The sequence below is a fragment of the Brevundimonas sp. genome (assembly GCF_036405315.1).
In the GTDB taxonomy this organism is placed as follows: domain Bacteria; phylum Pseudomonadota; class Alphaproteobacteria; order Caulobacterales; family Caulobacteraceae; genus Brevundimonas.
Genome location: NZ_DASWXW010000181.1, coordinates 1 through 20,557 on the forward strand (window position 1 = coordinate 1; position 20,557 = coordinate 20,557).

At 69.1% G+C, this 20,557-nt stretch carries 24 protein-coding genes; 10 read left to right on the forward strand and 14 right to left on the reverse strand.

From position 1 onward, the window contains the following. The 3 genes from VGE49_RS11285 to holA all read left to right on the forward strand — a co-directional run. The coding region (locus VGE49_RS11285) for a class I tRNA ligase family protein (protein WP_331034650.1) at nucleotides 1–772 on the forward strand (772 nt) is incomplete at its 5' end. Continuing rightward, complete coding sequence (lptE, locus tag VGE49_RS11290; RefSeq protein ID WP_331034651.1) at nucleotides 772–1,254, forward strand: LPS assembly lipoprotein LptE; 483 nt, start codon at nucleotides 772–774, stop codon at nucleotides 1,252–1,254. The genes VGE49_RS11285 and lptE, both read left to right, overlap by 1 nt. A 25-nt stretch (nucleotides 1,255–1,279) precedes the next feature. Next, nucleotides 1,280–2,332 (forward strand): DNA polymerase III subunit delta, encoded by a 1,053-nt coding sequence (gene holA / locus VGE49_RS11295; protein ID WP_331034652.1) that lies wholly within the window; start codon nucleotides 1,280–1,282, stop codon nucleotides 2,330–2,332. An 83-nt stretch (nucleotides 2,333–2,415) separates the two neighbouring features. Here the strand turns inward: holA and VGE49_RS11300 are convergent, their stop codons facing one another. The 11 genes from VGE49_RS11300 to hemE form a co-directional block, all read right to left on the reverse strand. After that, nucleotides 2,416–2,604 carry a hypothetical protein gene (locus VGE49_RS11300; protein WP_331034653.1) on the reverse strand — a complete coding sequence of 63 codons (189 nt, stop codon included), beginning with the start codon at nucleotides 2,602–2,604 and terminating at the stop codon, nucleotides 2,416–2,418. 36 nt (nucleotides 2,605–2,640) lie between these two features. Next, entirely contained in the window at nucleotides 2,641–3,525 is an 885-nt protein-coding gene (locus tag VGE49_RS11305; RefSeq protein WP_331034654.1) for a ParB/RepB/Spo0J family partition protein, read from the reverse strand. Between the two features lie 39 nt (nucleotides 3,526–3,564). Then, nucleotides 3,565–4,386: a ParA family protein gene (locus tag VGE49_RS11310; RefSeq protein WP_296176465.1), complete on the reverse strand. Its 822-nt coding sequence runs from the start codon at nucleotides 4,384–4,386 to the stop codon at nucleotides 3,565–3,567. Then, nucleotides 4,376–4,999, reverse strand: a complete 624-nt coding sequence (gene rsmG / locus VGE49_RS11315) for a 16S rRNA (guanine(527)-N(7))-methyltransferase RsmG (protein ID WP_331034655.1) — start codon at nucleotides 4,997–4,999, stop codon at nucleotides 4,376–4,378. The genes VGE49_RS11310 and rsmG overlap by 11 nt, the downstream gene beginning before the upstream one ends. After that, the gene (gene mnmG, locus VGE49_RS11320; protein ID WP_331034656.1) at nucleotides 4,996–6,891 is read right to left on the reverse strand and encodes a tRNA uridine-5-carboxymethylaminomethyl(34) synthesis enzyme MnmG; all 1,896 of its coding nucleotides are present in this window, start codon (nucleotides 6,889–6,891) and stop codon (nucleotides 4,996–4,998) included. Before mnmG ends, rsmG begins: the two co-directional genes overlap by 4 nt. 81 nt (nucleotides 6,892–6,972) lie before the next feature. Continuing rightward, nucleotides 6,973–8,295, reverse strand: a complete 1,323-nt coding sequence (mnmE, locus tag VGE49_RS11325; protein ID WP_331034657.1) for a tRNA uridine-5-carboxymethylaminomethyl(34) synthesis GTPase MnmE — start codon at nucleotides 8,293–8,295, stop codon at nucleotides 6,973–6,975. A 4-nt stretch (nucleotides 8,296–8,299) separates the two neighbouring features. Then, nucleotides 8,300–8,539, reverse strand: a complete 240-nt coding sequence (locus tag VGE49_RS11330) for a DUF6489 family protein (protein WP_331034658.1) — start codon at nucleotides 8,537–8,539, stop codon at nucleotides 8,300–8,302. Between the two features lie 126 nt (nucleotides 8,540–8,665). Further along, entirely contained in the window at nucleotides 8,666–10,150 is a 1,485-nt protein-coding gene (rho, locus tag VGE49_RS11335) for a transcription termination factor Rho (protein WP_331034659.1), read from the reverse strand. A 349-nt stretch (nucleotides 10,151–10,499) separates the two neighbouring features. Then, nucleotides 10,500–10,967, reverse strand: a complete 468-nt coding sequence (locus VGE49_RS11340; protein ID WP_331034660.1) for a CopD family protein — start codon at nucleotides 10,965–10,967, stop codon at nucleotides 10,500–10,502. Nucleotides 10,968–10,986: 19 nt separating this feature from the next. Next, complete coding sequence (gene hemH, locus VGE49_RS11345) at nucleotides 10,987–12,051, reverse strand: ferrochelatase (protein WP_331034661.1); 1,065 nt, start codon at nucleotides 12,049–12,051, stop codon at nucleotides 10,987–10,989. Then, entirely contained in the window at nucleotides 12,048–13,082 is a 1,035-nt protein-coding gene (hemE, locus tag VGE49_RS11350) for a uroporphyrinogen decarboxylase (protein WP_331034662.1), read from the reverse strand. Before hemE ends, hemH begins: the two co-directional genes overlap by 4 nt. Nucleotides 13,083–13,602: 520 nt before the next feature. Between hemE and VGE49_RS11355 the strand changes: the two genes are divergently transcribed. The 5 genes from VGE49_RS11355 to dnaQ are packed head-to-tail and all read left to right on the forward strand — an operon-like array spanning nucleotide 13,603 to nucleotide 17,284. Next, nucleotides 13,603–14,463, forward strand: a complete 861-nt coding sequence (locus VGE49_RS11355; protein ID WP_331034663.1) for a pyruvate, water dikinase regulatory protein — start codon at nucleotides 13,603–13,605, stop codon at nucleotides 14,461–14,463. Then, complete coding sequence (locus tag VGE49_RS11360) at nucleotides 14,457–15,056, forward strand: Maf family protein (RefSeq protein WP_331034669.1); 600 nt, start codon at nucleotides 14,457–14,459, stop codon at nucleotides 15,054–15,056. Before VGE49_RS11355 ends, VGE49_RS11360 begins: the two co-directional genes overlap by 7 nt. Next, on the forward strand, nucleotides 15,053–15,895 hold the full coding sequence (locus tag VGE49_RS11365) for a shikimate dehydrogenase family protein (protein ID WP_331034664.1): 843 nt from the start codon (nucleotides 15,053–15,055) through the stop codon (nucleotides 15,893–15,895). The genes VGE49_RS11360 and VGE49_RS11365 overlap by 4 nt, the downstream gene beginning before the upstream one ends. Beyond that, nucleotides 15,892–16,506, forward strand: coding sequence for a dephospho-CoA kinase (gene coaE / locus VGE49_RS11370; RefSeq protein ID WP_331034665.1), 615 nt, complete (start codon nucleotides 15,892–15,894; stop codon nucleotides 16,504–16,506). The genes VGE49_RS11365 and coaE overlap by 4 nt, the downstream gene beginning before the upstream one ends. Nucleotides 16,507–16,549: 43 nt before the next feature. Continuing rightward, complete coding sequence (gene dnaQ / locus VGE49_RS11375; protein WP_331034666.1) at nucleotides 16,550–17,284, forward strand: DNA polymerase III subunit epsilon; 735 nt, start codon at nucleotides 16,550–16,552, stop codon at nucleotides 17,282–17,284. Nucleotides 17,285–17,387: 103 nt separating this feature from the next. On the opposite strand, the gene secB is transcribed toward dnaQ, so the two are convergent. Further along, nucleotides 17,388–17,915 carry a protein-export chaperone SecB gene (gene secB, locus VGE49_RS11380; RefSeq protein ID WP_414643644.1) on the reverse strand — a complete coding sequence of 176 codons (528 nt, stop codon included), beginning with the start codon at nucleotides 17,913–17,915 and terminating at the stop codon, nucleotides 17,388–17,390. A gap of 234 nt (nucleotides 17,916–18,149) precedes the next feature. Here secB and timA point away from each other — a divergent pair, with 234 nt between their 5' ends. Beyond that, on the forward strand, nucleotides 18,150–18,761 hold the full coding sequence (gene timA, locus VGE49_RS11385; protein WP_331034671.1) for a TIM44-related membrane protein TimA: 612 nt from the start codon (nucleotides 18,150–18,152) through the stop codon (nucleotides 18,759–18,761). Further along, nucleotides 18,761–19,888: an MltA domain-containing protein gene (locus VGE49_RS11390; protein ID WP_331034667.1), complete on the forward strand. Its 1,128-nt coding sequence runs from the start codon at nucleotides 18,761–18,763 to the stop codon at nucleotides 19,886–19,888. Before timA ends, VGE49_RS11390 begins: the two co-directional genes overlap by 1 nt. A 47-nt stretch (nucleotides 19,889–19,935) precedes the next feature. Here the strand turns inward: VGE49_RS11390 and VGE49_RS11395 are convergent, their stop codons facing one another. Both VGE49_RS11395 and VGE49_RS11400 read right to left on the reverse strand, forming a co-directional pair. Next, entirely contained in the window at nucleotides 19,936–20,391 is a 456-nt protein-coding gene (locus tag VGE49_RS11395; protein WP_331034668.1) for a GNAT family N-acetyltransferase, read from the reverse strand. A gap of 44 nt (nucleotides 20,392–20,435) precedes the next feature. Then, nucleotides 20,436–20,557: helicase HerA-like domain-containing protein (locus VGE49_RS11400; RefSeq protein ID WP_331034672.1), on the reverse strand; the 122-nt coding region annotated here is incomplete at its 5' end.

The window sequence follows — 20,557 nt, forward strand, 5'->3', positions numbered from 1 at the left end:
GACGGTGGACGGCCAGCGCGTCGCCACCCGCCTGTCCAACGGCGCCGCCCTGACCATCGGCGACATCGAGAAGATGTCCAAGTCCAAGAAGAACGTGGTCGCGCCCCAGGACATCATCGAGGCCTATGGCGTCGACGCCGGCCGCCTCTTTGTCCTGTCCGACAGCCCGCCCGAGCGCGATGTGCAGTGGTCGGCCGGCGGCGTCGAGGGCGCCAGCCGCTTCGTCCAGCGCGTCTGGACCGAGTTCGACGGCTTCGACGCCGCCGCCCCGGCCAACCCGGACGTGGACGCCAGCCTGATCCGTGAGACGCACAAGACCATCAAGGCCGTCAGCGAGGGCGTCGAGGGCTTCCGCTTCAACTCGGCCATCGCCAAGCTCTACGCCTTCCTTGCGACCATCCGTCAGCACGACAAGGCCGGCGCCGAGGCCAGGAAGACGGCCCTGTCGACCCTGGCCCGCCTGATCGCCCCCTTCACCCCGCACCTGGCCGAGGAAGGCTGGGCCCGTCTGGGCGAGGCGGGCATGGTCCTGGACGCGCCCTGGCCCGTCTTCGACGCCGCCCTGGCCGCCGACGACGAGGTCGTCCTGCCCGTCCAGATCGGCGGCAAGCGCCGCGGCGAGGTCGTCCTGCCGCGCGGCTCGGACAATGCGACGGTCGAGGCCGCCGCTCTCGCCAATCCGACGGTTCAGGCCTACCTTGCCGCCAACAACCTCAGCGTCCGCAAGGTGATCGTGGTGCCCGACCGTATCGTCAATCTGGTGGCCGGCTGATGCCTCGCGCCCTCGTCCTGATCGCCGTCGCCGGCGCGGCCCTGCTGTCCGGCTGCGGCTTCACGCCCATGTACGGCGAGACAGGCGTGGGCGCGGGCCTGTCGCGCATCGCCGTCGCCACCCCCGACAACCGCCTGGGCTACCGGCTGCGCGAGCAGCTGGAGGACGCCTTCGGCCGCGACGGTTCGGCCCAGCCCCTCTATCGTCTGACGACCGAGGTGAGCCAGGAACGCCGCCCCCTGGGCCGGCGCATCGACGACACGGCCAGCCGCTATGAATTGACGATCAAGGCCGACTGGACCCTGACGCCGGTCAGCGGCGGCGAGCCGATCAAGGGCTCGCAGACCACGACCACCACCTATGCGGCCGCCGACCAGCCCTACGCCGCCATCGCCGCCCAGCAGGACGGGGAAGATCGGGCCGCCGCCGATCTGGCGCGTCTGATCCGACTGGACATGATGCGCGCCCTGGCGGGCCGGTGAGGCCTGTTCTGAAGGAAATGCACGCGTGATCCTGGCCAAGCGGCCCGAGGTCGATCGCTTCCTGAAAGCGCCGGACGCGGGCGTCCGCGCCGCCGTCATCCACGGCAAGGACCGCTCGGGCGTGTCCGAGCGCGCCCTGACCCTGTGCAAGGCCGTCACGCCCGACCTGAACGATCCGTTCAACGTCACCTTCCTGACCGAGGCCGACATCGACGGCGACGCGGTCAAGCTGGAGGAGGCCCTGACGGCGCTGAGCATGATCGGCGGGCGTCGCCTGGTGCGCATCCGCCTGTCGGACGGCAAGGCCAGCGTCGACAAGGCCATCGCCGCCGCCCTGACCGTCCACGCCGAGGGCGGCTACAACCCCGACGCCATGTTGGTGGTCGAGGCCGGGGCCCTGGGCCGCGAATCCGCGCTGAGGAAGGCCGCCGAGAAGTCGCCCGGCGCCGTCGGCATCGCCTGCTACGAGGACGAGGTCGGCGACGTGGCCCGCATGACGCGCGAAGCCCTGGGCGCCGACAAGGTGGGCCTGACCAGCGACGCCCTGGACCGTTTCGTCGCCCGCCTGCCCCGCGAGCGCGGCCTGATGCGTCAGGAGATAGAGCGGCTGGTCCTCTACATCGGCCCCGGCTCGGGCCGCACCATCGACACGCCCGAACTGGAAGAGCATCTGGGCGTAGAGCCCGACGCCTCCCTGTCCGACGCCGCGCTGCAGGCCTTCGGCGGGCGCCCCGCCCCGGCCCAGTCCGGCCTGCGTCGCGCCCTGGCCGAGGGCGAAAGCGCCGTCATGGCCGTGCGCATGGCCGCCCTCCACCTGGGAAAGCTGCGCCGCATCAACGTCCTGCAAGCCTCGGGCGCCGGCGCCAAGGAGGCCGCCAAGGCCGCCGGCGTCTTCTGGAAACAGGAGGCCGAGATCCTTCGCCAGGCCCGCGCCTGGCGGCTGGACCTGCTCGACGAGGTGCAGGACAGCGTCAACACGGCCGATATCGCCACCAAGACCACGGGCCTGCCCGAGGCCCTGATCGCCGAACGCCTGCTGCTGGAAATCGCCGCCCGCGCGCGGCGGATCGGGCTTTAAGCGGGGCCTATCGCGCTTCGCGCTACTTGAGGCCTTTCTGCGTGGGCCTATCGGCCTTTGGCCTGTTTGAGGCCTTCTAGAGATCAGCCCCGCTTCGACGCCTTGCGGAAGGCGGGCTTATTCGCCGCCGCCGCCTGATGCCGCATCGCCTTCTCCGCGCCGCGCGCGCCGCCCTTGGTCCCGGCCGGTCCCGCCTGGATCCCGGCCTTCTTGGCCGCGAGGGCGCGTTTCAGGGCTTCGGTGGCGCTGGTCTTGTCGGTTTGCTCAGTCATGGCCGCACCCTAGCACGGCCCGGCCGGAAAGGCCCGTCAGCCGCGCATCAGGCGGCGGCACAGGTCGTCGAGTTGTTCCAGGGTGCCGTACTTGATGGTGATCTCGCCCTTGCCGCCCTTGTCGGTCAGCAGGACCTTGAGGCCCAGGGCGTCGGCCAGATCCTGTTCCAGGGCGGCGACGTCCGCGGCGCCCTCGCCGCTCAGGACCGGCTTGGCTTTCAAGGGCCTGGGGCCCTCGGCGGCTCGGCGGGCCAGGGCCTCGGTCTGACGCACGTTCAGACCCTTGGCCAGGACCTGTTCGGCCAGGGCCTCGGGATTGGGGGCCGTGATCAGGGCGCGGGCGTGACCGGCCGAGAGCCGGTTCTCCATCACATGATCCAGCACGCTCTCGGGCAGTTGCAGCAGGCGAATCGTATTGGCCACATGGCTGCGGCTCTTGCCGACCACGCCGGCCAGGGCGTCCTGGGTGCGGCCGAAGCGGGACATCAGCGAGCCGTAGGCCAAGGCCTCCTCGACCGGATTCAGGTCGGCGCGCTGGACGTTCTCGATGATGGCCACCTCCATCACCTCGACGTCGTCCATGGCCCGTTCGATGATCGGCACGGCCTTGAGGCGCGCCGCCTGGGCCGCGCGCCAGCGACGTTCGCCGGCGATGATCTGCCACATGCCGTCCTCGCCCGGCTGGGGGCGAACCAGGATGGGCTGCAACACGCCCTTGTCGCGGATCGAGGCGGTCAGCTCTTCCAGGTTCTCGGCGCTGAAATATTTGCGGGGCTGGTCGGGGTTGGGCTTCAGGCTCTCGATCGGCACGGCGCGCACGCCCGTCGGCTGAGCGCCGCCGTCCACCGGCGCGCTCTCGGCGACGTTTTCTCCCAAGAGGGCCGACAGACCGCGACCCAGACCACGTTGACGTTCGGACAAGATGCTGATTCCGTTCTACTTAATCGGGAAAGCCGCCGATCAGGCGGCGAGCGCCTGACGACGCTGGCGTTCACGCGCCACAAGCTCGCGCGCCAGCTTCAGATAGGCCTGGCTGCCGGTGCATTTCAGATCATAGATCAGCACCGGCTTGCCGAAGGAGGGCGCCTCCGACACCCGCACGTTGCGCGGGATGACGCTGTCGTAGACCTTGTCGCCGAAGTGGGCGCGCACGTCGGCCGCCACCTGCCCCGACAGGGCGTTGCGGCGGTCGTACATGGTCAGGACCAGGCCCTGGATCTCCAGCGCCGGGTTGAGGCTTTGCTTGACCATGTCGATGGTCCGCATCAGCTGGGTCAGGCCCTCCAGGGCGAAGAACTCGCACTGCAGCGGCACCAGGACCGCATCGGCGGCGGCCATGGCGTTCAGCGTCAGCAGATTCAGCGACGGGGGGCAGTCGATCAGGACGTAGTCATACCGGGAATGACCCTCGCCCCCCTGCGCCGCCAGGGCGTCGCGCAGACGATAGGATCGGCGGTCGGCCTGGCTCAGTTCGATCTCGACGCCCGACATGTCGGCGTCGGCGGGGACGATGAACAGGCCCGGCACGGCGGTTTCAACCGCCGACAGGTCGATGGGGCGGCCGTCGACGATGACGTCATAGATCGTCGCTCGGCGCGTTTCACGTGGAACACCCAGACCCGTCGAGGCGTTGCCCTGCGGGTCCATGTCGACGATCAGCACCTTCTCGCCGATGGCGGCCAGGGCCGTGCCCAGGTTGATGGCGGTCGTGGTCTTGCCCACCCCGCCCTTCTGGTTGGAGACGGCCAGGACTCGAGTCTGTTTCTCGCGATCAGCGGACACGGCGAAGGCTCCGGACAGAAACAATGCGGCCGCGCGGGTCGCTGCGCGAGACGGAGAGGTCGCTCTTAAACTGCCAGACCTTGGCCGCTTCTTTCAACTCGGCTTCGGCCCTCTCCCCCTTCAGGAACAGACCTTGTGCACCGTGCTGGAAGTAAGGCTGTGCATAAGCCAGCAGTTTCTCCATCGGCGCCACGGCGCGGGCGGTGACGATGTCGACCGCGACATCCTGTTCCTCGGCCCGGCCGTTGATGACGGTGGCCGGCAGATCCAGGGCGTCGACCACCTGTTGCAGGAAGCGGCACCGCTTGCCCAGGCTGTCGATCAGCCAGACATGAGCCTCGGGCCGGTCCTTGAGCATGATGGCCAGGACCACGCCGGGGAAACCGGCGCCGGCCCCCAGATCGGCCCAGGTCAGGGCCTCGGGCGCCAGGGCCAGCAACTGGGCGCTGTCCCAGGCGTGGCGGTTCCAGAAGTCGGGAATGCTATCCGGCCCGACCAGGTTCATCACCTCATTGGCCTCGGTCAACATGGCGAGGAAGGCGGTCAGATCGGCGATCTGGGTTTCGCTGGCGCCGGTGTGGGCGCGGAAGGCGGCGACGGGGTCCAGGCTCACGCGACGATGGTCTCGACTTCTGCGGCGAGCGACGTCGCCTTCTTCACATGGGCCAGCAGGGCCGTCAGGGCGCCCGGCGTCATGCCTTCGATCCGGCCCGCCTGCCCCAGGGTGCGGGGCTGGACCAGGATCAGCTTCTCACGGACCTCGTTCGACAGGCCGCCGATGACGGCGTAGTCGAGGCCTTCGGGCAGGGACAGGCCCTCCTCCCGGCGCAGGGCCTCGGCCTCGGACGCCTGACGGTCCAGATAGCCGGCGTAGACGGCGTCGATCTCGATCTGCTCGCGCACGGCGGGCGACCAGTCGGCGATCTCGGGCCGGACGGCGACGAACTGATCCAGGGTCACGTTCGGGAAAGACAGCAGGTCGCGGATCGAGCGGCGCTGGCCGTCGGCGTTGACGGTGAGGCCCAGGGCGCCCGCCTCCTTGGGCGTGAACTGCGTTTCACGTGAAACACGGTTCGCCCGGTCCAACTGCGCGGCCTTATCCAGCCATACCGTCGCACGCGCCGACCCCACGACGCCCGCGGCGACGCCCAGTCCCGTCAGCCGCACGTCGGCGTTGTCGGCGCGCAGCGTCAGGCGATACTCGGCCCGGCTGGTGAACATGCGATAGGGTTCGGTGACGCCGCGCGTCACCAGGTCGTCGATCATGACGCCGATATAGGCCTGATCGCGACCGAGGATGATCGGGTCCGAACCGGCGGCGGCGCGGGCGGCGTTCAACCCGGCGATCAGGCCTTGCGCCCCCGCCTCCTCATAGCCGGTCGTGCCGTTGATCTGGCCCGCCAGATAAAGACCAGGCCGCTTCTTGACCTCCAGCGCCGGGGTCAGTTCGCGCGGATCGACATAGTCGTATTCGATGGCGTAGCCGAAGCGGAAAACCTCGACGGCTTCCAGGCCGGGCATGGTCCGCAGGAAGGCCATCTGCGTGGCGTCCGACACAGAGGTCGAAATCCCGTTGGGATAGACGGTCGGATCGTCCAGACCCTCGGGCTCGAGGAAGACCTGATGACTGGTCTTGTCGGCGAAGCGGACCACCTTGTCCTCGATCGAGGGGCAGTAGCGCGGGCCGCGCCCCGAAAGCCTGCCGCCGTAGACGGCGCTCTCGCCCAGGTTCGCGGCGATGATGCGGTGGGTTTCCTCGGTCGTGTGGGTGATGCCGCAGGCGATCTGCGGCACCTCGATCCTGTCGGTCAGGAAGCTGAACGGCGCCGGCTCCTCGTCGGCCGCCTGCATCTCCAGCCGGTCCCAGGCGATGGTGCGGCCGTCCAGACGCGCGGGCGTGCCGGTCTTCAGACGCCCCATCATCAGGCCCGCGCCATAAAGGTCAGCGGCCAGACCGACCGAAGGCGCCTCGCCGAAGCGACCGGCGTTGATGCGCTCCTCGCCGCGATGGATGACGCCGTTGAGGAAGGTGCCCGTCGTCAGGACCACGGCCCCGGCGCGCAGCTCGCTCCCCTCGCCCGTGGTGACGCCGACGACGCGGTCGCCGTTGAGGATCAGGGCCTCGGCCGTGCCGGCCATCAGGGTCAGGTTCGGCGTCTGGGCCAGTTCGGCCTGCATGGCCTCGCGGTAGAGGCGACGGTCGATCTGGCTGCGCGGGCCGCGCACGGCGGCGCCCTTGGAGCGGTTCAGCAGACGGAACTGGATGCCCGAGACATCGGCCAGGCGGCCCATGACGCCGTCCAGGGCGTCGATCTCGCGCACCAGATGGCCCTTGCCCAGACCGCCGATGGCCGGGTTGCAGCTCATCTCGCCGACGGTTTCCAGCTTCTGGGTCAGCAGCAGGGTGCGGGCGCCGGCGCGCGCCGAGGCGGCGGCGGCCTCGCAGCCGGCGTGACCGCCGCCGATGACGATGACGTCGAAGGTCGTGGAGGGGGAGGAACTCATGGCCGAGGACATAGTCCATCCCGGCTCAAATCGCCACTGGAACGACGCCGATGTTTCACGTGAAACACCAGCGGTTGGCGGCTACTTGCCGATGCAGAAGGTCGAGAAGACCTCGCCGAGAATGTCCTCGACGCCGATGGCGCCGGTCACGCGGGCCAGGGCGTCGGCGGCGCGGCGCAGATCATCGCCCGCCATTTCCGGCGCCAGGTCGAGCGCGCGGCGCCCCGCCTCAACCGCCGTCAGGGCCTCGGCCAGACGACGGCGATGGCGCTCGCGTGTCACCGCCGGGAAGTCGGCGCCCGACAGATCGCGGGCCAGACGGGCGGCGATCCAGTCGTGCAGTTCGGACAGCCCCTGCCCAGTGGCGGTGCTGACGGTCAGGGCTTCGAGCCCTTCGGCGGGCGCTGCAGCGCCAAGGTCAGCCTTGTTCAGAATCTGCAGGTCGTCGGCCCGCGCAAAGGCGGCGGCGGGATCATCGCCCTGCCCTTCTTCTGGCGCGCGGACCCAGAGGCGCAGGTCCGCTTCCTGCGCCCGAAGCCGCGCGCGGCGGATGCCCTCGGCCTCGACCAGGTCGTCGCTGTCGCGCAGACCGGCGGTGTCGGACAGGGTCACGGCGTAGCCGCCGATCATCAGTTCGGCGTCCAGCACGTCTCGCGTGGTGCCGGCGATGGGGGTGACGATGGCCGCCTCGCGCGCCGTCAGGGCGTTGAACAGCGACGACTTGCCGGCGTTGGTCTCCCCGATCAGGACGATGCGATAGCCTTCTCGCACCCGCCTCCCCCGATCGGAATCGGCCAGGGCCGCACGCAGATCGGCGGCCAGCTGGTCCAGAACCGGACCAGCGGTGCGGGCCAGATTGTCGGGCACTTCCTCGTCGGGGAAGTCGATCTCGGCCTCGACCAGGGACAGGGCTTTCAGCAGGTCGCGGCGGAAACCGGCGTAGGCGGCGCTGAGCGCGCCGTCCAGCTGGCCCAGGGCCTGCGCCTTCTGGGCGCTCGTCTCCGCGTCGATCAGATCGGCCACGGCCTCGGCCTGGGCCAGGTCCATGCGGCCGTTCTGGAAGGCGCGACGGGTGAACTCGCCGGGCTCGGCGGGCCGGACGTCCAGCGCGATCAGGGCGCGGCTGGCGGCCTCGATCACCGCCCGTCCGCCATGCAGATGCAGTTCGGCCGAGTCCTCGCCGGTGTAGGAGTTGGGGCCCGGGAAGCGCAGGACCAGGGCCTGGTCCACCGTCTCGCCATCGTGGCGCAGGGTGCGCAGCGAGGCCAGACGCGGCGTCAGCTCCCCTGCCCCCAACGCGGCCAGGGCCGCATCCACGCCCGGCCCGGACAGGCGGATGATGGCGATGGCGCCCCGTCCCGGCGGAGTGGCCAGGGCGAAGATGGTGTCGGTATTGGAACTCAAGTCGTCAGCCCTTGGGCGCGCCCGTGACGGCGGCTTCCATCAGGCGACGGAACTGGTCCTGGGCCTGAACCCCGAAGCTGGTCCAGGTCTTCATCAGCTCGTCGGGCTGCATGGCCGCCATATTGGCGTCCATCCGCTTTTGCATCTCGGCGACCAGATGGTCGTTGAGGACCGTCACGTCCGGCAGGCCCAGGAAGGCGCGGGCCTCGGCCGGGGTGCAGTCGATCTCGATGTTCAGCTTCATGACGCCCTCGCGTGTTTCACGTGAAACACATTCTTGGTTCTCTACCGCCGCACGCGCGGCGTGCGGCTGCTTGAGAGAACGTCCCTCAAGCAGCCTCGCACCGCGTGCGAGGCGACAGGGACCCTATTATGTGTTCATGGACTGGAAGAAGTCGCCGTTGTTCTTGGACTGGCGCAGCTTGTCGAGCAGGAACTCGATGGCGTCCTGCGGGCCCATGGGGTTGAGGATGCGGCGCAGGACATAGGTCTTGGCCAGCTGGTCCTTCGGCGTGATGAGGTCTTCCTTGCGGGTGCCGGACTTGAGCACGTCGATGGCCGGGAAGATGCGCTTGTCGGCCACCTTGCGGTCCAGCACGATTTCCGAGTTACCCGTGCCCTTGAACTCTTCGAAGATGACCTCGTCCATGCGGCTGCCGGTGTCGATCAGGGCGGTGGCGATGATGGTCAGCGAACCGCCTTGCTCCACGTTGCGCGCGGCGCCGAAGAAACGCTTGGGCCGCTGCAGGGCGTTGGCGTCGACGCCGCCCGTCAGCACCTTGCCCGACGACGGGACGGTGGCGTTGTAGGCGCGGCCGAGGCGGGTGATGGAGTCCAGCAGGATGACCACGTCCTTCTTGTGCTCGACCAGACGCTTGGCCTTTTCGATGACCATTTCGGCCACGGCGACGTGGCGGGTGGCCGGTTCGTCGAAGGTCGAGGCCACGACCTCGCCCTTCACCGTGCGCTGCATGTCGGTGACTTCTTCCGGGCGTTCGTCGATCAGCAGGACGATCAGGAAGACCTCAGGGTGGTTCTTCTCGATCGACTTGGCGATGTTCTGCAGCATGACCGTCTTACCGACGCGCGGCGGGGCGACGATCAGGCAGCGCTGGCCCTTGCCGAGCGGGGCGACGATGTCGATGACCCGGCCCGAACGGTCCTTCAGCGTCGGGTCCTGGATCTCCATGTGCAGGCGCTCTTCGGGATAGAGCGGCGTCAGGTTGTCGAACAGGACCTTGGTCTTGACCATCTCCGGATCTTCGAAGTTGATCGTGTCGACCTTGAGCAGGGCGAAGTAGCGTTCGCCCTCACGCGGGCCGCGCACGGCGCCGTGCACCGTGTCGCCCGAACGCAGGCCGAAGCGGCGGATCTGCGACGGCGAGACATAGACGTCGTCCGGACCCGGCAGGTAGTTGGCGTCGGGGCTGCGCAGGAAGCCGAAGCCGTCCGGCAGGATCTCCAGCACGCCCGAGGCGATGATCTCGACCTCTTCGTCGGCCAGGGTCTTCAGGATGGCGAACAGCAGGTCCTGCTTGCGCAGGTTGCCGGCGTTCTCGATGTCCAGGCCTTCGGCGAAGGCGACCAGGTCTTCCGGCGTCTTCTCGTTCAGTTCCTGCAGGGTGATGCGGCCGTTGGGGACGATGGGCTCGCCGTCCTCGTCCTCGTCGTCGGCCGTGGTGTCGACGCCAGTGTCGTCGTTGACGATTTCAGCGGCGGCTTCGATCTCGATTTCCGGTTCCGGCGCGGGCTCGACAGGCTTGGAGCCGCCCAGGGTCAGCGTCTTGCGCGGACGTTCTACAACAGTTTCAACGACTTCCGGAGCCTGGTCGTTGTTTTCGGGCGTGTCGGTCATGGCGTGCTCGCTCGCGCGCTCGGACGCAAGGACGCGTCGAGGGCGGTTCGTCTGTCGATGTCGCGGCCTTGCGGCCAGAGGGAAGGCGACGGGCTCCCGCAGGATCGATCCGGCAGGCGTCGCGACAAGAGAGGGACCGTCCTGCGGATCGCAATGGGATCACGCCAGACGGTTCACCATGAGCGGAACCACGAAACCCGTGGCGCCGTCAAGCAAGGCCATTCTTTTTGGCCGCGGTCAAAAGGCTCCGCCTTGACTGCTTCGCGCCGCCCTACGGGTTTCGACCCGACGCGGCCTGGCGCTTCGCGCGTTCAAACAGCGAGCGAGCGTGTCGCGAGCATTAGCGCCCCTAGAACGTCCACTCCAGCGTCACGGACAGCACCATGACGATCGCCAGCAGGAAGGGAATCTCATTGGTCATGCGCCAGAATCGACCCGAGTACTTCGACGTGCCGGCGGCGATCTTCTTCCTCTGACCGGCCAGGAAGCCATGCCAGGCGGCCAGCAGGAAGACGCCGATCAGCTTGGTCGCCATCCAGGGCTGATGGACGAAGGACCAGTCGGCGCCCTCGCCGCTGCGCAGCCACAAGAGCCAGCCGCCGAAGATGAAGGCCAGGATCATGGCCGGATTGATGATGATGCGCAAAAGCCGCGTCTGCCACAGTCGCAGCAGGGCCTGCATTTCGCCGCGCAAGGGCTCGGGCTTGGCGTTCTGCTCGGCGTCATAGGCGAACAGGCGCGGCAGGAAGAGCATGCCGGCCATCCAGGCGATCACCGCCAGGATGTGGAGCCCGCGGGCCAGGTTGTAATAGTCCATGAGGCTCCCCCTCGGCCGATCAGGCCGCCTTTGAACAACCGCCGGGACAGGCTTTCAAGCGGGCGCATGGTCCACCCTTCGACGCCCCTTGCGGCGCGACCCCGCTGGTCTTCAGCGCGGCGTCCACGGCCTGGGCCAGGGCGGCGATGAAGGCCGGCTCCACCCCCACGGCGGGCGCGCGCAGATAGGGGGCGCAACCAACCTGTTCGGCCAGTTCGGCGTATTCGTGATCCAGCTCGACCAGGGTCTCGATATGCTCAGACACAAAGGCGATGGGCACGACCACGGCGCCGACCCCGTCCCGGCCCGCCTGTTCGATGGCCTCGGGCGTCGACGGTCCCAGCCATTTCAGCGGCCCGACCCGGCTCTGATAGCAGATAGCCCAGTCGCTCAGGCCCATGCGGGCGACGACGGCGGCGACCGTGGCCTCGACCTGGGCCTGATAGGGATCACCGGCGGCGACCAGCTTTTCCGGGATGCCGTGGGCCGAAAACAGCACGCGCACCGGCCGGCCTTCGGCGCGATCCATGGTCTCGCGGATCAGGCGGACCTGGGCCTCGATCAGCCCCTCGGCGTCGGGGTAGCAGCAGACGGCGTGAAGCTCGCCTGAACCGCGATAGGCTTCGCGCCAGGCCTTGAGCGACGAGGCTGTCGTCGTGGTCGAGAACTGCGGATAGAGGGGCAGCAGAACCACATGATCGGGCTGGAACTCGGCCACCGCCTTGGCCGTGTCCTCGGTCAGGGGATGCCAGTAGCGCATGGCGATGAAGACCTCGGTCTCGTCGCCCGGCGCCGCGTCGGCCAGGGCTTCGGACAGGGCCGCCGCCTGCTTCAGCGTCTCGGGCAGCAGGGGCGAGCCTCCGCCCATCCGCGCATAGTTGGCCTGGGCCGACTTCTCGCGCCGCGAGGAGATCAGCCGGGCCAGAGGCGTGCGGACGATGCCCGGCAGGTCGATGATGGCCGGGTCGTTGAACAGGTTGAACAGGAAGGGTTTGACCGCGTCCGGCCCGTCGGGCCCGCCGAGATTGGTCAGCACCACGGCCACGCGCCGGTTGGGGCGATTGTTCTCGGCGGTCTGGGTCATTGGGCGCCGATCCGACGCAGGACCTGTTCGACACGGGCGATGGGCACGTCCGGCAGAATGCCGTGGCCCAGGTTGAAGATCCACGGCCCCTGCCCCCAGGCCTCCATCAACTGATCGACCCGACGATCCAGCGCATCGCCGCCGGCCCGCAGCAACAAGGGATCAAGCGCCCCCTGGATCGGCTTGATGGCCTGAACCCGCCGGCCGACCTCCAGAGGACAAGCGGTGTCCAGCGCCACGGCCTGGACGTCGCACTCCCTCGCATAACGCTCCGCAAGCGCCGCAGAGCCCCTTGGGAAGCCGATGATGGGCACTGTGACCCCCAGGGCCCGGGCGCGGGCCACAAGCGCCTGGTGAGGCTTCAGGACCAGGGTTTTGAACAGATCGTCGGGCAAGCCCTCGGCCCAGCTCTCGAAGATCTTCAGCACCTGGGCGCCGGCGTCCTGCTGCATCTTCAGATAGTGGGCGGTGGACTCGACCAGAACCTCCAGCAGGGCCGCGACCTTTTCCGGTTCGGCATAGGCGTAGGTCCGGGCCGTAGCGCGCTCGCCCTTGCCAATCGTGCGGGCCTCGCCGTCCAGCATATAGGTGGCCACGGTCCACGGCGCCCCGGCGAATCCGATCAGGGCCTTGGACGGGTCCAGTTCAGCGCGCACCAGGCTGAGGGTCTGGCCCACCGACTTCAGGGCCTCCCCCGCCCCGGAGGCCAGCTCCCGCATCGACTCCACCGACGGCAGGGCGCCGAGGCGCGGACCTTCGCCGGCTTCGAACCAGACCTTCTGTCCCAGAGCGCCCGGGATCAGCAGGATGTCGGCGAAGACGATGGCGGCGTCGAAGCCGAACCGGCGCATCGGTTGGAGCGTCGCCTCGGCCGCCATCTCCGGGTTCATGCAGAAGGCGATGAAGTCCGGCGCCCTGGCCCGCAGCTCGCGGTATTCCGGCAGGTAGCGCCCGGCCTGACGCATGAACCACACGGGCGGACGGGTCGTAGTCTGGCCCTGGAGAGCCTGGATCAGAAGAGGAGTGCTCATGCCTTGGGCTTTAGGATGCACACCCCCAAGCCTCAATCCCTATTCAGATTTAAGAATTGAAAGAAATTGGAGGATGGAAGCAGGGGGCTGGAACGCGGGGATAGAATCCGATCCTCCCGACGATTGACAGACTTCTCCCCGATTTCGGGCGAACGAATCCGACGCTCGCCGTCATGGTGTGTTGATTGCGGGGATAACCCGCTCTGAGTCCGCTGTGACGGGAGTCCGATCTGGGCGCCGTTGTGGGAAAGGCGCCGGGCGCCAAATTTGGACAAGGCGCCTTATCCCCTGGTGAGGATAGAAATTCGGCGCCTGTATGAACGACTCCAGGCGCCGTTCGGCAATCGGCGCCCGCGATCCCCGCTCGCGACCGGCGTCTGAGCTTGCTAGAGGATTCGGCGCCCAATCGGCGCCCTGTCGGCGCCCAGCCGATGTCGAACGGCGCCCCGGCTTTTGCACAGGCTTGGGGGACAGAGTCCGAGGTTGTCCGGGCGCGAAGGATGAGGAGACGATCAGAGCCATGAGCCCCGCCCGCCTGTCGCGTCTGGCCACCTATTTCCATGTTCATCTGGTCTCGGATTCGACCGGCGAGACGCTGAACGCCATGGCCAAGGCGGTGATCGCCCGTTTCGACGGCGTCATTCCCATCGAACACATCTACGCCCTGGTCCGCTCGCCCAAGCAGATGGAGCGGGTGCTGGAGGAAGTGGCGGGGGCGCCGGGCGTGGTGCTGCACACCCTGGTCGATCGCGAACTGCGCGAACAGCTGGAGGAGGGCTGCCGGCGGTTGCAGACGCCGCAGATCGGGGCGCTGGACCCACTGGTGGGCGCCCTGTCCGGTTATCTCGGCGCCAATATCTCGACCCGCGTCGGGGCCCAGCACGCGCTGGATCACGGCTATTTCAACCGAATCGGCGCCCTGGATTTCGCCATCGCCCACGACGACGGCCAGGGCACGCTGGATCAGCTGGAGCACGCCGACGTGGTCCTGTGCGGCGTCAGCCGGACGTCCAAGACCCCGACCTGCATCTATCTGGCCAACCGCGGCATCCGCGCCGCCAACGTGCCCCTGGTGCCCGGTCAGGAGGACGGCGAGCGGCTGACCCAGTTGAAGAACCCTCTGGTCGTGGGCCTGACGGTGTCGCCCGACCGGCTGGTGCAGATCCGCCGCAACCGCCTGGAGGGGCTCAACGCCCACCACGCCTCGGATTACGTCGACCACGACGCCGTGCGCGAGGAGACGGTCAAGGCGCGGCGCGCCTTCGAGCGGCGCGGCTGGCCGACCATCGACGTGACCCGCCGTTCGGTCGAGGAGACCGCCGCGGCCATTATCAACCTTCTGAGCGAGCGGCGGACGCATCGCGTGGGGACAGTCTGGTGAAGAACGACGGCGAACGGCTGATCCTGGCCTCCAAGAGCGCGGCGCGCCGCGCCGTCCTGACCGACGCGGGCGTGCCCTTCACGGTGCAGGTCGCCGATGTCGATGAGGAGGCTCTGAAGACGCCGGGCGTCGATCCGGTCGAACTGGCGGTCGAGCTGGCGCGGGCCAAGGCCCTGGCCGTGTCGCGTCATGACGCCGAGGCCTGGGTCCTGGGCGCCGATCAGACCCTGGCCTTCGACGGCGGCTTGATCTCCAAGGCGCCGACCCTGGCGGCGGCGCGCGAGCGTCTGATCGCCATGCGCGGTCGCACCCATCAACTGCATTCCGGCGCGGCCCTGGCGCGCAACGGCCAGGTGGTCTGGTCGGGCGTGGACACGGTCGAGATGAGGATGCGCGAATTCTCCGACGCCTTCCTCGACGCCTATCTGGCGGCCGAGGGCGAGGCCCTGCTGGCCTGCGTCGGCTCCTATAGGCTGGAGGGCCTGGGCTCCCAGCTGTTCGAGGCGGTCGAGGGCGACTACTTCACCGTCCTCGGCCTGCCGCTGTGGCCGGTGCTGGCCGAGCTGCGCCGCGCCGGAGTGATCCTGTCGTGAGCCCCTTCCCTACCCGCTCCAACCGCATCACCGGCGCCGCCCTGCTGGCGGGCGTCGCCGGTCAGCCGGTGGCGCATTCGCTCAGTCCGGTCATTCACAACGCCTGGCTGGAGGCCGGGAACATCGACGGCGCCTATATGCCGTTCGCGCCGAAGGACGCCGCCGGGTTCGACGCCCTGGTCGCCGCCGGCCGCGCCGGTCTGGTGCAGGGGCTGAACGTCACCGCCCCCTTCAAGGAACAGGCCTTCGCCCTGGCCGACGAGGCCAGCGCCGCCGCCAAGGCGACGGGCTCGGCCAACATACTGGTCTTCGACGAGGGCCGCGTCCTGGCCGACAGTTCGGACGGCGTGGGCGTCCTCGTTGCCCTGGCCGAACAGGCGCCGGATCTGAAGCTGAAGGGCGCCGTCGTGGTCATGCTGGGCGCGGGCGGCGCGGCGCGCGCCGGCGCGGGCGCCCTGATCGAGGCGGGGGCGAGCATCCGCATCCTCAACCGATCGCGTGACCGGGCCGAGGCCCTGGCCGCCGATCTGGGGCCGGCCGTCAGCGTCGCCGACGAAGCCGCCCTGGCCTCGGCTGATCTGGTCGTCAACGCCCTCAGCGTTCAGCCGACCATCGACCTGTCGGCGCTGAAGCCGACCGCGGTGGTCATGGACATGACCTACAAGCCGGTCGTCACCCCCTTCCTGGCGGCGGCGCGCGCCCGCGGCCTGACCACGGTGGACGGCCTGGCCATGCTGATCGGCCAGGCGGCGCCCTCGTTCACGGCTCTGTTCCGGCGTCCGCCCCCGCCGCTGGACCTGCGCGCCCTGCTGCTGGCTCACCTGGGAGAAACGGCGTGATCGTCCTCGGCCTGACCGGCTCGATCGGCATGGGCAAGTCGACCACGGCCCAGATGTTCGCCGACGCAGGCGCCCTGGTCTGGAACGCCGACGCGGCGGTGCATGATCTTTACGCCGTCGGCGGGGCGGCGGTCGGGCCTGTGGGCGAGGCCTTTCCCGGCGTGGTGGTCGCGGGCGCCGTGGACCGTGCGCGACTGGCCGAAGCCCTGGGCCGCGACGAAGACGCCTTTCGTCGACTGGAGCGGATCGTCCATCCCCTGGTGGCGCAGGGCCGCGCCGATGATCTGGCGGCGGCCGAGGCGCGGGGCGTCGCTCTGGCCGTGCTCGACATCCCCCTGCTGTTCGAGACCGGCGGCGATGCGGCGGTGGACGCCGTGGTCGTGGTCACGGCTGATCCCGAGGTTCAGTCGGCGCGGGTCCTGGCCCGCCCTGGCATGACGCGCGAGCGGCTGGACGCCATCCTGGCCCGCCAGACGCCCGACGCCGAAAAGCGTCGTCGCGCCGACTTCCTGGTTGATACGGGCCGCGGGCTGGAGGCGGCGCGCGATCAGGTGCGCCAAATCGTGGGGACAGTCCTCGATCCGTCGTGGACGCCGCCGCGCCAGGGCTGAGCCGGCTCTTTCGTCAGGGCGCGGCTTGCCCCATTAAGGAGGCATGGCCCGCGAAATCGTTCTCGACACCGAAACCACAGGCTTCGACCCCAGGACGGGCGACCGCCTGATCGAGGTCGGCTGCATCGAGATCCACGACCTGCTGCCGACGGGCCGGACCTTCCATCGCCTGGTTAATCCCGAGCGCCTGATCCCGCCGGACGCCATCCGGGTCCACGGCATCACCGACGACCACGTCAAGGACGCGCCCAAGTTCCACGAGATCGCCGCCGACCTGCTGGAGTTCATCGGCGACGCGCCCCTGATCGCGCACAACGCCAACTTCGACCGCAACTTCATCGACTTCGAATACAGCCGCATCGGTCAGAAGCCGCCGGAGCAGGAACGGTGGATCGACACGCTTCAGCTGGCGCAGAAGCGGTTTCCGGGCATGCCGAACTCGCTGGACGCCCTGTGCAAGCGGTTCAAGATCTCTCTGGTCGATCGGACCCTGCACGGGGCCCTGATCGACTCCCGTCTGCTGGCCGAGGTCTATCTGGAGCTGCGCGGCGGCAAGGAACGGGCGCTGGATCTGACGAGCGCCCGCAGCCCGCAAGCGATGGCGGCGGCGGCCAAGGTCAGCCACGGCGCCCGGCCCAATCCCCTGCCCTACCGCTCGACCGAGGTCGAACAGGCGGCGCATCTGGCCTTCCTGAAATCGACGCTGAAGGACCACAGCCTGTGGGCGGGTTACGGCGTGATCGTCGAGGTCGAAGCCAGGGACGAGGCGGCGGCCTAGAGCCCCGCACCTCAAATGAAAAAGGGGGCGCCCCTTCGGACGCCCCCAATCTTCCGCTCAAGCAGCGAGGCGCCGCGCGCCTCGCGATAGCGGTCTTCTTAAATCATGCCTGGCCGGCGTCGGCCGGACCGCTGGCGATCTGCTGCTGACGGGCGACGTAGATGGCGGCGAAGTCGATCGGGTCGACCATGAAGGGCGGGTAGAAGCCGCCGTCCGAGGTGGCCTGGGCGATGACCTGACGGGCGAAGGGGAAGAGATAGCGCGGGCACTCGATCAGCAGCATGGGCTCGATGTCCTGCGGGGCGACGCCCTGAAGCGCGAACAGGCCGCCGTAGACGAGTTCCACGTGAAACACCGCGTTCTTGTCCTCGCCCGTGGCCTTGACCGACAGCTTGAGGTCCAGCTCGAACAGGCCGTCCGGGCGGCCGGCGGCGTTCATTTCCACGCCCATGTCGATGGCGGGCTTGCCCTCGATGCGCAGGCTTTCCGGCGCGCGCGGGTTTTCGAAGGACAGGTCGCGGACGTATTGCGCCAGGATGCGGAAACCGGGACCGGCGGGCTGGCCCTGGCCTTCCATCGGCTCGGTCTGGCCGTTGGCGGCGGTGTCGGCGGGGGCGGTGGCGTCGGTCATGAAGGAAAGCCGTCAGTCTGAAAACAAGGGACGCCGGACCGCTCCGGGCCCGGGGTGAAGGGCTCGCGACTACCACGGCGAGGCTATTGGCCGCAACGGCGAGACCCGCGTTCTGGAGCCCCCTCGCCTTGCGCCCGGCGGGATCGCCCCCTAATCCTCACCATAACAGATGCGCGCCCGCCAAATCGTCTTGGTTCCCCTTGGGCGCGCGCCAATCAGGTGAAGCCCGTGCCCGTGCAATTCCAGATCGTCATGTTCGCCATCGTCGCCGCGGTGCTGCTGTTCATGCTCTACAACGTGCTGGGCAAGAGGGTCGGCCGCCAGCCTCAGGAAGACGCGCGCCTGCCCCAGGCCGCGCCCGCCGTCGGGGCCGCGGCGGCGCTGACGCCGAGCCTGGACGCCGCCACCGCCGCCGCCGTCGCCGGCCTGAAGGCCCGCGACCCGGCCTTCGATCCCGCCCGTTTCCTGGAGGGCGCGCGTCAGGCCTATGAGACCATCGTGCGCGGCTACGCCTCGGGCGACCGCGAGGCCCTGCGCCCCCTGCTGACGCCCTCGGTCATGACCTCGTTCGAGGCCGGCATCGCCGCCCGTGAAGCCCGCGGCGAGCGCGAACAGGCCGAGTTCCTGCACCCGCCCCGCGCCGACCTGGAACTGGCCACGGTCAAGGACGACCGCGCCGTCGCCAAGGTCCGCTTCCTGGCCGAGATGCGCAGCATCGTGACCCCCGCCGAGGGCGAGGCCGTGACCGACGAACGTCGCACCGCCGAACTGTGGACCTTCGAGCGCGCCCTGGGCGCCGCCGATCCCAACTGGGCCCTGGCCCGGGTCGAGCCGGCCAGCGCCTGATGCGCGCCGCCGCCGCGCCGCACGCCTCGCCGCTTGCTCGGTCGGGCGTCAGCAGGATCGGCGTCCTGTCGCTTCTGCTGTTCGCGGCGGCCTGCGCCTCGGCGCCCCCTCCGGTCGCCCCCCCGATGACGACGCCGACAGGCCCCGGACCGGGTCCGGCGTCGCCGCCGGATTCGGTCGAGGGTCTGAGCCTCAGCGCCCTGCCGGGCTGGGGCGAGGAAAACCATCTGGCGGCCTTTGACGCCTATGTCGCCGGCTGCGGCCCGGTCAGGGGCGAAGCGGCTGAGGCCGTCTGCCGCCGCGCGCGCGACCTGGCCGCTCGGCGTCCGTCGCCCAGCGACGCCCGCGCCTTCCTCGAGGCGAATTTCGTCGCCAGCGAGGCCCGCACCGACGACGGCCGCGCCGGTCTGCTGACCGCCTATTTCGCGCCGGAATATCCGGCCCGCCGCACGCCGGACGCCGAGTTCGACGCCCCGGTGCTCAGCCGCCCGGCCAACCTGGCCGAGGTGGGCGACCGCGCCGCCATCGAGGCGGGCTCGGCCCGGTCGACCGCCCTGGCCTGGATGCGGGCCGAGGATCTCTTCTTCCTGCAGATCCAGGGCTCGGGGACCCTGACCTTCCCGGACGGGGCCCGCCTGCGCGCCGCCTACGCCGCCGACAACGGCAAGCCCTTCGTCGGCATCGCCCGGTCCATGGCCGAGCGCGGCCTGCTGCCCGCCAACGGAACCTCGGGCGACGCCATTCGCGGATGGCTGTCGGCCCATCGCGGGGCCGAGGCGCGCGCGGTCATGGCCCTGAATCCGCGTTACATCTTCTTCGGGGTCAGCCCCGACGACGGCAAGGAGGCGACCGGCGCCGCCGGCGTCCCCCTGCCCGCCCGCCGTTCGGTGGCGGTGGATCCCTCGCGCTGGACCTATGGCGATGCGGTCTGGATCGAGGCCGACGGGGGCAATCTGATCGGCGCCCGCGCCAGCTATCGCGGCCTGGTCATGGCGCTCGACACCGGCTCGGCCATCCGCGGCCCCGTCCGCGCCGACCTCTACATCGGTCGCGGCGACGCGGCGGGTCAGGAGGCGGGGGCGGTGCGCCATCCGCTGCGGATGTGGCGGCTGACGCCGAAGGGGTGAGGCGAGACGCGCGTTTTCATTCGATCCGATACGGACATGCCCGAAGATCAGAGCGCCTTGGCCATCCGGGGCAGGCTACGGCCGGGGATTGATCGTGACGGCGAGAGGCTGATCGTGGTGAAGCCGAGCTTTTGATAGATGGACTCAGCGTTAGGATCGGCGTCGAGGCACACGCGCTTGAAGCCACGCAATCGGCATTCGTCCATGAACACCTCCATCAGCGCAGCGCCTACCCCCTGCCTCTGGAAGTTCGGCTCCACCATGAAGTCCTCAAGCTCGGCGTCAGGAGCATCGCCTGCCAGGGCAATCATGCCCGCCAGTTCGCCCGCGCATTCCGCCACCCAGACCGTCCAGGCTCGCAACTTCTCCGGCGTAAGGGCGAGCTCGGCGCGGCACATCTCCATGAAGGCGTCGTCGTAGCCCCAGGAGGCCTTGGCTTTCATGGCCAGGACGGTAAGCCGCTCGGATTCGTCTGGTCGGGCTCTGCGGACATGGATGTTCACGAAGTACCTCCCAATGCGCCAGGTTAAGTTGGCGGACCGCGTTCCTACCGCCGCTTCAGGCTCCCCAGCACGCCGCGCAGCAGTTCGCGGGTGATGGTCGAGCCGGCGGTGCGCAGGACGGACTTGGTCAGGGCCTCCATCGGCGTCTGTCGGGACGAGGCGCGGG

Excerpts from the sequence above, each read along its gene's own strand:
- mnmG (WP_331034656.1), bottom strand. The coding sequence starts at position 6,891 with ATGAGTTCCTCCCCCTCCACGACCTTCGACGTCATCGTCATCGGCGGC.
- dnaQ (WP_331034666.1), top strand. The coding sequence starts at position 16,550 with ATGGCCCGCGAAATCGTTCTCGACACCGAAACCACAGGCTTCGACCCC.
- secB (WP_414643644.1), bottom strand. The coding sequence starts at position 17,915 with ATGACCGACGCCACCGCCCCCGCCGACACCGCCGCCAACGGCCAGACC.
- rho (WP_331034659.1), bottom strand. The coding sequence starts at position 10,150 with ATGACCGACACGCCCGAAAACAACGACCAGGCTCCGGAAGTCGTTGAA.
- lptE (WP_331034651.1), top strand. The coding sequence starts at position 772 with ATGCCTCGCGCCCTCGTCCTGATCGCCGTCGCCGGCGCGGCCCTGCTG.
- VGE49_RS11355 (WP_331034663.1), top strand. The coding sequence starts at position 13,603 with ATGAGCCCCGCCCGCCTGTCGCGTCTGGCCACCTATTTCCATGTTCAT.
- VGE49_RS11390 (WP_331034667.1), top strand. The coding sequence starts at position 18,761 with ATGCGCGCCGCCGCCGCGCCGCACGCCTCGCCGCTTGCTCGGTCGGGC.
- hemE (WP_331034662.1), bottom strand. The coding sequence starts at position 13,082 with ATGAGCACTCCTCTTCTGATCCAGGCTCTCCAGGGCCAGACTACGACC.
- hemH (WP_331034661.1), bottom strand. The coding sequence starts at position 12,051 with ATGACCCAGACCGCCGAGAACAATCGCCCCAACCGGCGCGTGGCCGTG.
- VGE49_RS11300 (WP_331034653.1), bottom strand. The coding sequence starts at position 2,604 with ATGACTGAGCAAACCGACAAGACCAGCGCCACCGAAGCCCTGAAACGC.
- VGE49_RS11330 (WP_331034658.1), bottom strand. The coding sequence starts at position 8,539 with ATGAAGCTGAACATCGAGATCGACTGCACCCCGGCCGAGGCCCGCGCC.
- VGE49_RS11340 (WP_331034660.1), bottom strand. The coding sequence starts at position 10,967 with ATGGACTATTACAACCTGGCCCGCGGGCTCCACATCCTGGCGGTGATC.